6 protein-coding genes and 1 pseudogene are annotated in these 12,827 nt (G+C 42.9%); all 7 read left to right on the top strand.

From position 1 onward, the window contains the following. Positions 1-201 precede the first annotated feature (201 nt). Positions 202-579, top strand: a complete 378-nt coding sequence (pilG, locus tag JMX97_RS07230; RefSeq protein WP_201556471.1) for a twitching motility response regulator PilG — start codon at positions 202-204, stop codon at positions 577-579. A 297-nt stretch (positions 580-876) separates the two neighbouring features. Continuing rightward, complete coding sequence (locus JMX97_RS07225) at positions 877-1,239, top strand: response regulator (protein WP_201556470.1); 363 nt, start codon at positions 877-879, stop codon at positions 1,237-1,239. A gap of 3 nt (positions 1,240-1,242) precedes the next feature. Then, positions 1,243-1,773, top strand: coding sequence for a chemotaxis protein CheW (locus tag JMX97_RS07220; RefSeq protein ID WP_201556469.1), 531 nt, complete (start codon positions 1,243-1,245; stop codon positions 1,771-1,773). A 315-nt stretch (positions 1,774-2,088) separates the two neighbouring features. Next, positions 2,089-3,306 (top strand): annotated as a pseudogene (locus JMX97_RS07215) (methyl-accepting chemotaxis protein); the annotation flags it as partial. Between the two features lie 370 nt (positions 3,307-3,676). Then, positions 3,677-4,636 (top strand): CheR family methyltransferase, encoded by a 960-nt coding sequence (locus tag JMX97_RS07210; protein ID WP_201556468.1) that lies wholly within the window; start codon positions 3,677-3,679, stop codon positions 4,634-4,636. Positions 4,637-4,666: 30 nt separating this feature from the next. Then, on the top strand, positions 4,667-11,836 hold the full coding sequence (locus JMX97_RS07205) for an Hpt domain-containing protein (RefSeq protein ID WP_201556467.1): 7,170 nt from the start codon (positions 4,667-4,669) through the stop codon (positions 11,834-11,836). Beyond that, positions 11,826-12,824, top strand: a complete 999-nt coding sequence (locus JMX97_RS07200) for a chemotaxis protein CheB (RefSeq protein ID WP_201556466.1) — start codon at positions 11,826-11,828, stop codon at positions 12,822-12,824. Before JMX97_RS07205 ends, JMX97_RS07200 begins: the two co-directional genes overlap by 11 nt. Positions 12,825-12,827: the final 3 nt, after the last annotated feature.

Below are 12,827 nucleotides of genomic sequence, written 5' to 3'. Positions count from 1 at the left end.
TTATGATAGCGCGATATTTAATAGGCGGTTAGCACCATAGATAATAGCTGTAGATAAAGTTAATCGTTATCAAGCTAATAATGTAAAGTTGGTAATCGCTATAAACTTAAATATAAGCTATTTCATGAAACAAAATAGCAGCCAAAAGTTTACATTGAAAAATAGCGATACGAATAAACAGTCGTTCATAGGACAATTATAATGGAAAATAATTTTGATGGCTTAAAAGTCATGGTTATCGATGACTCAAAAACCATTCGTCGTACAGCAGAGACCTTATTGCAAAAAGCCGGCTGCGAAGTGGTTACGGCTATTGATGGTTTTGATGCGTTGGCTAAGATTGTTGATAATAACCCAGACATTATCTTTGTCGACATCATGATGCCACGTCTAGACGGCTATCAGACATGCGCATTGATCAAAAACAATCCTGATTATGCCGGCAAGCCTGTGATTATGTTGTCATCAAAAGATGGTTTGTTTGATAAAGCGCGTGGACGTATTGTCGGTTCTGATGAGTATTTGACCAAGCCATTTAGCAAAGATGAGTTGTTTGAAGCTATTAACCAATACCGCTAATAGATATAAATACCAGGTTTAGACAGACCAGTTTAGATATGGAAGTTGGCATAGTTTGTCGGTTATTTCGTCATACAAATCGTTATGTCATACCAAAAAAACAACTGTAAAAAGTAATTATACAAGTATGTAAAGTATAGTTGCCACAGTTATAAATTAGCCAGTTAATTAGTGCATATCACTTAACACTTCGTATTATGACCATAAACTTGTCATTAAAGCTTAAGGTATGAGTACTCATTAGATGGTTTAAATTACACATCCTGACGGATATCTTTAAAAATAAAGGAAATACCCATGACTACTGTTTTAGTCATTGACGACTCGCCATCTGAGATGGCGAAATTTCGTGACATGCTTGCGAAAAATAATTATAAAGTGTTAGAGGCGATCAATGGTGAACAAGGTTGTCAGATGGCAGCTGAACATTTGCCAGACATCATTTTGATGGATGTGGTTATGCCAGAGATGAATGGTTTTCAGGCCACTCGTAAAATAACACGTGGCAAGACCACCGCTCATATTCCAGTCATCATGATCAGTACCAAGAATCAAGAAACTGATCGGGTTTGGGGTAAGCGTCAAGGCGCTAAAGAGTATGTGTCTAAGCCGGTTGACGAGATAGGGTTGATTAACATTATTCGTAAAGTAATGGAGTAACTTGTGGCTTCCAGAGGATTTATTGAGCTTCTGCGCTTAGCGGACATGGCACGCGCGCGCAAAAGTGGTCGCCAAGGCGGGCAAGAATCCGACTGGCAAGGTGTGGTATTTGAGATTGGCGGACAGCGACTGGTTGCCCCAATGGGTGAAGTGTCAGAGGTGCTGATGATGCCTGAATATACCAGTATGCCCCTAGTCCAGCCATGGATTCTAGGTATTGCTAATATTCGCGGACGTCTATTACCGTTGACAGATCTGTCTCAGTTTTTGCATGTTCCTAGTCATTTGTCGCAAATGAGTCAGCGCAAAGTGATTGTTATCGATCATGATAGCGTGTTTTCAGGAATACTCGTAGATCAAGTGCTGGGTATTGAGCATTTCAATCGTAGTCAGTACCGATCAGAAGCTATTGATAGTAAGTCACCATTTGCCCCTTATAATCATGGTAAGTTCTTTAAAGATGAGCAAGATTGGTTTGTTTTTATGCCCAGTTTGCTGGCGCAAGACTCGCGATATATTGATGCTGCGATATAACTATCTGTAATAAACCATAATAAAAAATTTGTCTGCTAGAACAATGACAAAGTAGTAACGACTGACATGATACTGCTGTATGTCAGTATTCATACAGGCTTTGCTGATGGCTGTTATTGGTATGACAGTGATTGATAAAGTCAGTCAAGAGACGACTTGGACGACTGTTTGGAAGGAATATGCACGATGAGTGAAGTTATGAAAAACCCTGTAGCTGGCACGGTTAAAAAAACGCCAGATGTTAAAGATTCCAATAATAAATGGAAGGTTTTATTAGGGTTTTTTGCCTTAGTGAGCGTGGCCTGCTTGGTTTGGTTAATCAATTCATTATCATCATTGAGTCAATACTTGAACGATTTCAATCAATCAATAGTATTGCCAATGATTGCATTCGTGTTAGGGGTATTGGGTACCTTATTGGCCTTATACCAGCTACTAAAAAATCGCGGTGGAAAGGAACGCTTACTTATTGAAAAAGAAACCTTGCGCCGCCGGCAAGAAGCAGATGCAGAGTCTGAACGTGCTCGCCAGATTCAGGAAGAAAACGAACGTAACCAGATAGCGATTTTACGCTTACTTGATGAGCTAGGAGATTTGGCAGAAGGTGACTTGACCGTTAACGCGACGGTATCAGAAGATTTCACTGGGGCAATTGCTGACTCAGTGAACTTTGCGATTGACCAATTACGTCAACTGGTATTGGTTATTAACAGTACTGCTGACCGCGTCTCACAATCCTCAGAGCAAACGCAGATGAACGCCATTGAGCTTGCTGAAGCATCTGAGCACCAAGCGCAAGAAATCGCTGGTGTGTCAGCGGCGATTAATGAGATGACGGTATCGATTGATCAAGTTTCGAATAACGCCACGGAGTCCGCAACGGTTGCTCAGCGCTCAGTTGCTATCTCTTATAATGGGGCAGAAGTCGTACAGCGCTCGATTGAAGGTATGAACGTCATTCGCGATCAAATTCAAGAAACTTCAAAGCGTATCAAACGCCTTGGTGAATCCTCTCAAGAGATTGGTGATATCGTTGGCTTGATTAATGATATTGCTGATCAGACCAACGTTTTGGCATTGAACGCCGCTATTCAGGCGTCGATGGCAGGCGAGGCGGGCCGAGGATTTGCTGTAGTTGCTGATGAGGTTCAGCGTCTCGCTGAGCGTTCAGCCAATGCGACCAAGCAGATCGAAACTTTGGTAAAAACCATTCAGGCAGATACTAATGAAGCGGTTATGTCGATGGAGTCCACTACTTCTGAGGTTGTCCGCGGTGCGCGCTTAGCAAAAGATGCTGGTGAAGCACTAGAGGAAGTGCAAAGTGTTTCTAACACCTTGGCCGATTTGATTCAAAGCATCTCAAACGCCGCGCAGCAGCAAGCTGACTCTGCCGGGCACATCTCTCATACTATGAATATTATTCAAGATATTACTTCGCAAACTTCGTCCGGTACGATGGCAACGGCGCGTTCTATTGGTGAGCTGAGCGAAATGGCAGCAGCCCTACAAGAATCGGTAACGGGCTTTAAGGTATCTAATGATGATGAACAATTAGATCATGACCTAAACAATGATCATGACTTAAATAGTGATTATGACTTAAATAGTGATTATGACTTAAACAATGATCATGATTTAAATAGTGATTATGATTTGGATAGTGATCATGATAGTTTTGAGATGAAAAGTCCGTCAAATGTATCGAGTACTTAACACCAGTGCTAGTAATAAAAATTGAGTAAAAATAAACGAGCGACCTTGAATTCTATCGTTTACTTTTACTCAATCGTTATTAACAAAGCGTAGTTTTTTATATTGAACTACTATTTCTTATATTGAGCTACTACTTAAAACGCGGCGCTAGTCATTCTAGCGTGCGATTGTAATAACAATAGCAGGTCATGTGAATAATCTTACTCAGCGAGATAGTAGAGCGGTCGACCAGGCTAAAACTAGATCTATAGCGATAAATGTTTTAGTAAAAAATGCAATCTTAAATGCGCAACAGTGGCGAAGTTATATAGAGCAAGAGATTGGCTTTGTCTTACCAGACATACAATTAAAGTGGTTAGTGAATGCCGTTGATCACACAGCAGCGGCACATCAGTTGACAGTTGAGCAACTATGGACTGCATTACCGTTTAACAGTGAGTTGCGTCAGAAGTTATTGGATGCCGTACTCATTCCCGAAAGTCGTTTTTTTCGGCATATACCTTCAATACGGTTCATCACGGAACACGCCTTACAATATCAGCAGCAAGCCCATTTGAACGGTCTCAATACTGATAATTTATTTCGTATTTGGAGCGTTGGTTGCGCTCACGGTCAGGAGGTTTGGACGCTTGCTATGAGTTTAGCGGCGCAGCGGATGACAAATTATGCCATATTAGGTACTGATGTCAGTAAGCAAGCTCTGACCAAGGCGCAATTAGGGCGTTACGATGAGCAGCAGCGGCACTTAATCCCGCAAGACTGCCAGCAGTTTATTCAACCCTTAGTGCCTGAACATGTAACTTGCAGACCAAATCCTTATGATTTGTCTATGATTAATCAACCACGAACAGCCATCCAGGCGGACTGGCAAATCGCGGCGACGTTACGTCAGCATGTCAGTTTTGTTTGGCACAATATTTTCACTCAAGAGTTGTCCACACCTTATCTACAACAGGTGATTATCTGCCAAAACGTGCTGTTATATTTTCGCAAATTTGATCAACGTGATATTTTGACCCGATTGGCAGCTCAGTGTGCGTTAGGTGGTTATATTGTGTTAGCTCCAGGTGAGGCGTTGTTTTGGCGTCCTTCGAACATGCGCCGTATCGCGCACCCACAGATTAATGCGTGGCAAAAGATTAGTGCCTAAATTAGTGCCTACAAGAGTCAGGATAAACCTATGAAAAACCAGCCCAATGAAATGGTGACGCTTGAGCGGCTACTACCACTACTTAATCAGCAATTATCACAGGTAGCTGATGGCTGGCAAGTAGGCTCTAGCAGTCCTGATTATGAACATATGGCACCGCATTATCATCAGGTTAGTGGTGCACTAATCATGATCAATCTGCCTTTGTTGGCAAGCTTAGCTACTAAACTGAGTTTATTAGCAGGCGTAGGCAATAGCGAGAAGCTTAGTACTAATATTAGTACTGATATTAGTGCTGACCACTGTCGAACGGCTCAGTTTTCTCACCAGCTATTGCAGCACGAGTTGGCGCAATATGTGCGAACAGGCACCTACTACGTAGCGTTAGTAAAGAAAGCTGTTGATGAACTTACCCAAACGTTGTCACAGCTAGGTATAGTAACGGAATCAACTAAAGATTCGACCTCAATAGCTAGAGATAATACTGTCTATGACATCAATAAGGCATTACCGAATAGCATAACGATAGGGGCTTTAACCTCTCAGCAATATCAACAACTATTAATAGTCTGGCGTCAGCAAGTGCAACAATTGCTGGTGGCTAATGCTAACCAACCGCCTGTATTAACGGTGTTAGAAAAAGTCAGCCAGTATTTGTGGCAAACTTCTAGCATAAATGTTCAGCAGCGTCTTTGGTACTTAGCTGAACGATGGTTAAATGAACTTGCGTCTAATGAAAAGCCGTTACCTAAGCACTATGCACCGTTACTGGCGCAGCTTGATCAAGTCATAGAAGCTTGCGCACATCACACTCAGGTCGAAGATGGGCAGTCGCCCACTGAGACAAATGCTGATACGGACGGTTATTTAGCAGCATTATCACCAGACATCATCAAAAACTTGGTGACAGACATCTATGTTGAGTTAAACGCTCTTGCTCAGAGTAACGAGCACACTCAATCAAGATCCGACCGTTTATCGCAAAGCACTGATAACGATGATAGTAATGACAGCGCCGACACCGTGTTGCGTTTTTTACCGCGCATATTGAGTGAGCTTGAGACCGTAATCCTTGCTCTTGATAAACCTCATAGCCTTCTAAAGCTTTTGCAACAGATAAAAACCCAACTTGAGCGCCGAGGTTGGACGTTATTTGCGTCTCAAATTAAACTCATCATGACGGATGTAGAGCAAAGCATCTCATCTGAGACCGAATTTGCGCGGATTCAGGTTGAGCAGCAACTCCAAGAGTTATATAACGCCATTTATAATACAGAACAGGCTATCCATATTAAAATAGGGGACACCGCTTCCCTGTTTTCAAAACCTACAACGCCTGATATTGAAAATTTACAGACAGACGCTATTACGGATGTGATTCCTTCTGATAAGCGTTTACGTGAATTGCGAATTGCTGTTGAAGAGGTAAAGCAGCATTTCAATGAGTATATACAGCGTCAGCAGACTCATTTGCTACCAGATGCTAAAGACTTTATTAGGATTAGCAGTGCTTTTAAGGATATGGGCTTACCATCAGTTGGCCAAGCTACCGATAGCATCGGAACTGTATTTGCGCAACTGGTAGCGCATGATATTAGTACGCTTAACTGGGAGCTTACCCAAGCGTTGGCTGAGAGCTTAACTGCTATCGAGCTTTTATTAGACTGTTTGGCGCAGCAGATTTTTGACCAGCAATTATTAGCTCAGGCAAATAGACACATTGAACAAGCTACCGAACTACTCATTGCACGCTTGCAAACTTCTGATACGGCCAATGATAATGATACGTACCTTAGCAAAAAAGTAGCTGCTACTGATGTGATTCGCTACGACGATAGTGGTGAGATTGCTCCTAGTATTAATCAGCCTCCTGTTGACCAAACGCTTATTAATGAAACCACCATCTCGTCAACCTCAGACGGTGATACTACATTAAAGCCTAACGCTCATGATGTTATAGATGAAACCGACAGCGAAGCCTTATTAAGCGCTCGCGCTCAAGTCAAGCCTGATAATTTTGATATGGATGAAGAGATTCGTGACATCTTTATCGAAGAGGCGACGGAAGTTATCGCTGATTTAGGAGACTTTTTACCCATTTGGGAGCAAGATGCACAGGATTTAACGCCGTTAACTGAAGTAAGGCGCGGTTTTCATACTCTAAAAGGCTCGGGTCGTATGGTTGGTGCTTTTAGCATTAGCGAGATGGCATGGTCTATTGAAGATCTGCTTAATCATCTCTTAAATAAAACGATGCCGGTCTCTGAAGATGTTGTCGCGCTAGTAATACAGACCACAAAGCGCTTATCGTTATTGGTAACGGACTTTGAGTCTTTACAAGCGCCAAGTGTTGACCCTGCTATCACTATCTTACAAAGTAATAATCTGCGAACCAATCAACCGCTGAATGCTGGTTTAGCGACGTCTGTATTTATACAAACTGAAGCTGATATAGAGAAGTCTATATCAGAAAACGAAAACGAAAACGATCTGAGCTTAGAAGAGCAGAGAGCAACTCCCGATCACCTTGATCTAGTAGACTCTATAGATGACGCTTATCGGTCTATAAATAATAGTAGCGATGTCAATGATGATACTAGTGAGAATGCTAGCAATGACGGTGTTAGTAATGAGCAGGGCTTGCCTGTCTCTATCTCTGGTCTAGAAATACCGGTGGTACTTGTGCCCTTTATGCAAGAGACGTCGCAACTCCCAACTGATGCTAATGATGCAGATCCTGATATCAAAGAGATATTTATAGAAGAGGCCTATGAAGTATTAGCCGAGATTGTACCCTTATATGAACAGTGGCAACAGACAGCTGCTGACTTAAGCAATCTGGCAGATATTCGCCGCGGCTTCCACACCCTAAAAGGCTCAGGCCGTATGGTTGGCGCTAATTATACGGCTGGGCTGGCATGGTCTATAGAGAACATGCTCAATCGTATTTTAGATCATAGTATTACGGTCTCAGCAGATATAAGACAGCTTATCGCTGATGTCTTAACAGCGTATCCAGCGTTAGTGGCAACGTTTGAAAGTGACGGCCATGACTATCCGGCTGTTGTGCCGCTATGGATAGCCTGTGCCGATGCGTATAGTAAGCAATATGGGGATGAGTTCAGCTACTCCGCTTTACGTGATAAATTACTAAACACGCCTGAACAGCAACCTATTGATCACTTGGCGATATCGTCTGATGGTGATATGAATGCTCATAGCATTAATCGTGGTAATAGCAGTGCTCTTGGTAGTAGTGCTTCGGATAATAGTGACCCTGATAGTACTGATGTTAACAACAATGATCATGTTGATAGCATGCTACAAACGATTTATTCTGTTAACGAAATCATGGCAGAGGCGCCAGTCGTTCTCACCCCGCAAAGTGAAGAAGAACAAGCGTTTTGTGAAATCTTTATTGAAGAGGCAGAGGAGTTATTACAAGATATTAATGACTTTGTCGGTGCGCACCAAGACCAGTCTCATATTGAAGTCAGTGATGAAATTGTTCGTGCCTTTCATACTTTGCGAGCGGCTTCCGGCTCTAAGGCCTTAGCTGCTATCAGTGACGTTAGCGCAACAATAGAGCAAAGCTTAGAGCAATTACAACAGCAAGATACGCTGATGAGTGCTCAGCATCTCCAAGCGCTAACTCAATCCGTTGAGCTTATTGATGGCTATCTAAGTAATTATAAACAAAATCTCCAGCAGCAAAATTTGTCAGGAGAAGACAACCAAAGCCAGCAAGATTTAGCCTCACTACAAGCGATGCTCGGAGAGTCAGACGATACTGTCAACGCAGCTGATAGCCAGCTAAGTATCTCGCAGCTATTAGATGAAAATATCGATGAGTTGTTAGATGCTGAATGGCAATTAAATGCCGCGCTTAGTTATTCTGATCTTGAACACGTTCAAACCTATATACAGCAGCAAATCCTACAAATAAAGTACTTAGCTGCTAAAGTTGTAGAGTCGCCAAAATTTACTTCGATACTTGGTGCGTTAGGTGGCGCTTATGCTTACCTGAACAAGCATCCTCAACAGGCAAGAGATGCTGATATTCAAACCATAATGCTTGCTGGCCACGCCCAGCTGGTTGGCTTGTTTGATGCGCTAGCTGGTAGCATGTCATTAAAAGTCAATGAGCAAGTTATTGAAAGTTTGCAAAGCTTATCTCATAACAATGATTCCTATGACGATAATAGTAGCCATGACGTCGCTACTGATAGTGCCTCAGATACTGTGCAAAGTACCTCAGCCCCCAAGTTACAGCTTGAGTCGATTGATACCGACGCTGAGCTATTAGAAATCTTCTTAGAAGAAGCGCAAGAACTCGATACTGCCATCGCCGAAAGTTTTAGTAAATGGCGAGCAGATATCACCAACACTAAGACTTTAAAAATATTACAACGTCATCTTCATACCATCAAAGGTGGCGCACGAATGGCAGGTATTCGTAGTATTGGAGATATGACTCATGAAGCTGAAAGTATTTACGAAGCCTTTGTAGAAGATAGACGGGTGCCAACAGCGCAGTGGTTGGCTATTATGCAAATAGTACAGGATACTTTGTCGCTACAGATTACACATATTCTAAATCATCAAACCTCGTTTTTTGCCCATGAACTCATTGAGCAATTACGGCAGTTTGAGCAAACAGATACGCTACCGGCAACTGTTACCCTTATCTTACCAGCGCCACACAAGCGTGTGGGTACTGAACCTCAATCCGTTGCAGATGAAAGTGATCGCGGAATAGATAAAGCCCCAGACAGCCTTAGTTTGGATAGATTGATCAAGGAATCGTGGTCAAATGGGTTGCCTGATCCTGATATTTTAGAGGTGTTCTTAGAAGAAGCACAAGAGCTTACCAACCGTAACAAGTATTTGCAGCAATTTTTGAATAATGTCAGCGATACGGTCGCACTACAATCTCTACAGCGTGACTTACATACGATAAAAGGTGGCGCGCGGATGGTCGCAGCCAATGGTATTGCTGATTTAGCGCATGAAATGGAGACTGTTTATGAAGATCTTGCCAGTCGACGCCGTCCCGCCACCAAAAAGATATTAGAGTTACTGGTAACTTGTCATGATTGGCTCGCAGACGCGGTGTTTATTCTCGAACAGCAAGTGAATCCACCAACGCCTACGTTACTAATAGAGGCGCTCGAGCAATTTGTTAAAAATCCTGATAGTTTAAAGCAGATACCTAACGAGTCACTCCAAGCGCAGCGGACGACAATTTTGACGGCTAAAGCCAAGCAAGAGTCAGAATATATAGAAGAAGACATTAGTGAGATGCCGCCTCTGACTGGCAATTTCACTGAGCAGGAACAGAGTGCAAGTAGTAATGAGATGATCCGTATCTCAGGCGGTCTGATTGAGCATATGATTAACCTATCCGGCGAGTCGGCGATTAACCGTGCGCGTATTGATATGGGCATGAGTAGCTTAACCAATAGCATTGAGGATATGGGAACTACAGTACAACGTTTGGCAGATCAGCTGCGCCGGATGGAGATTGAGCTTGAAGCGCAGATTTTATCGCAAATTGATGATGAGCTGATTAGTCATGAAGGTTTTGACCCTTTAGAGATGGATCAATATTCTTCTTTAAACCAATTATCAAAATCTTTGACAGAGTCCGCTTCCGACTTGATTGATATTAATAGTACTTTACTTGAAAAAACACGTGATAGTGAAAGTCTATTGCTACAACTGTCACGGACGCAAACTGAGCTACAAGATGGGCTAATGAACTCGCGAATGGTGCCTTTTACGCACTTAACACCGCGCCTTGAGCGGGTTGTGAGGCAAACCGCTAATGAGCTCAATAAATCAGTCGAGCTGACGATCATCAATGCTGACGATGAGATGGACAGAACCATCCTAGAGCGTATTACCTCGCCGCTTGAGCACATGCTACGTAACGCGGTAGATCACGGTATTGAAAACACTGCCACACGTTTAAAAGCAGGTAAAGATCGTAGCGGACGTATTACCCTAGAGGTACTGCGCGAAGGTAGTGAAATCGTCATTAATTTATCGGACGATGGCCGTGGCATTGATGTTGAAGCCGTACGTGATAAAGCCATTTCTCAAGGTTTGATTGATGCAGAAGATACCAGTTTAACGGATATTGATATCATGCAATATATCTTTAACGCTGGCTTGTCCACTACCAAGCAAGTGACCCAAATCTCGGGACGCGGTGTGGGTATGGATGTCGTGATCAGTGAAATTCGTCAATTGGGTGGCTTGGTTTCGGTAATGTCAAAACCTGAACAAGGGTCACGCTTTACCATACGGGTACCACTTACTGTAGCAGTATCTGATGCTTTGGTTGTGCGCGCTGCCGATCGTTATTATGCTATTCCTTTGGTGCAGATTGAACGTGTGGTACGTATCAACCCAGAAAAACTTTATGACTACTATCAATCAGGTGAGGGGACTCTACGTCTTGAAGGCGCTAATTATCGTGTGCGTTATTTAAACGAGATTTTGTCTGGTAACAAGCTCAATGAGCTGATGGTCAATACTAATACCAGCTTACCCCTTATCCTTATTAAAAATCGTACCGGACAAAATATCGCTCTCCAAGTCGATCAAATTGCCGGATCACGTATTGAGGTGGTGGTTAAACCTCTAGGCCGACAGCTGGCACATCTAGCTGGTATTTCAGCGGCTACCATTATGGGTGACGGTTCGGTGATGCTAATTTTGGATCTTATCACCTTGATGCGTAATACTCCGGCGCTCAAAGATATCCCGCAATCCACCAAACCTGAGCGCAGTCGTTCAAAATCTCAGCCTACTATTTTAGTGGTTGATGACTCGGTCACCGTCCGCAAAGTAACCTCTCGCTTCTTAGAGCGTCAAGGAATTAATGTTGCTCTAGCCAAAGACGGTATCGATGCGATTGAGATATTACAAGAGACCACACCAGACTTGATATTATTGGATATTGAGATGCCGCGGATGGATGGCTTCGAGGTGGCCATTCAAGTACGTCATAATAAACGCTTACAGCATATTCCGATTATCATGATTACCTCACGTACGGGTGAAAAACATCGTGAACGTGCGCTTGAGATTGGCGTGAACGACTATATGGGTAAGCCATTCCAGGAGAAAGAACTTCTCAATAAAATACAGCGCTTATTGGGTAAACAAGTTAGTCTGACTTATGAGGGATAAAGCGTGTGCCTCAGCGCTTATAAATAAAACTAATGATCAGATCCAAGTGATGGTGGTGGCGGAAAGTCATCATCAGCGTGTGGCGTTTTGTGATACTGTGCGTAGTTGTGGCTTCACTCTCGTTGATTGCGTGTCACGAGCACAGTTAAAAGGTAAGCTTAAACCCTATAAAGTTACTATCGATATTTGGTTGATTGACAGCGACTATGATGACAATGTTGCCGCTGCTATTACCGCGTCCAAGTCAAGTGCGGTGTTAGTAGGCTTTAGTCAAGCACCTTATTTAAATGAAGCACAGCATTATGCTAAATGGCAACGCCAGTTAAAGCGGAAGTTGTCGAAAATGCTTGGGTTGCCAACGCTGTTAGATAGCTCTGCTTACATAGGTATTCCTAGTTCTTGGCGTTATGTGGTTTTTTTGGGTGCTTCTATGGGCGGACCTAATGCAATAAAAGCATTTTTGGATAATTTATCGCCCACGCTACCGATTTGTATTCTATTGGCACAACACTTTAACCAAGCTATGATTGGAACGTTACCACGGATACTTAATCGCCATAATAAATGGCGCTGTCAAGTAATTACCACCTCGCAGCGGCTACAGACAGGTCAATGCCTAATTGCACCTATTGACCGACAGATTGTCTGTGATTCGACGGGCAGGGTGATTCTATCAGAACATGCTTGGGATGGAGAGTATAAGCCTGATATCGGTCAGCTGCTCAAAAATACTAGCGATGTCTACGGCACTGATTTGGTGAGTATCATATTCTCTGGTATGGGCAACGATGGCACCCAGTATGTGGATTCAATTCAAGACAATCATAGCCAACTATGGGCGCAAGATCCCAGTTCGAGTACCTGTCCTAGCCAACCTCAAGCCATTATTGATTCAGGTCACTGTCAGTTTATAGGTAGTCCTGAAGTTTTGGCACAAAAACTCACCGACTACATTGGTGAAATGATGGCTACTGCCCCTTCGGCTTAATTC

This window comes from Psychrobacter sp. 72-O-c (assembly GCF_904846605.1).
Taxonomy (GTDB): domain Bacteria; phylum Pseudomonadota; class Gammaproteobacteria; order Pseudomonadales; family Moraxellaceae; genus Psychrobacter.
Note: the sequence above shows the minus strand (reverse complement) of the source record. Positions and strands in the feature narration are given on the sequence as shown.

Excerpts from the sequence above, each read along its gene's own strand:
- JMX97_RS07200 (WP_201556466.1), top strand. The coding sequence starts at position 11,826 with ATGAGGGATAAAGCGTGTGCCTCAGCGCTTATAAATAAAACTAATGAT.
- JMX97_RS07225 (WP_201556470.1), top strand. The coding sequence starts at position 877 with ATGACTACTGTTTTAGTCATTGACGACTCGCCATCTGAGATGGCGAAA.
- JMX97_RS07205 (WP_201556467.1), top strand. The coding sequence starts at position 4,667 with ATGAAAAACCAGCCCAATGAAATGGTGACGCTTGAGCGGCTACTACCA.
- pilG (WP_201556471.1), top strand. The coding sequence starts at position 202 with ATGGAAAATAATTTTGATGGCTTAAAAGTCATGGTTATCGATGACTCA.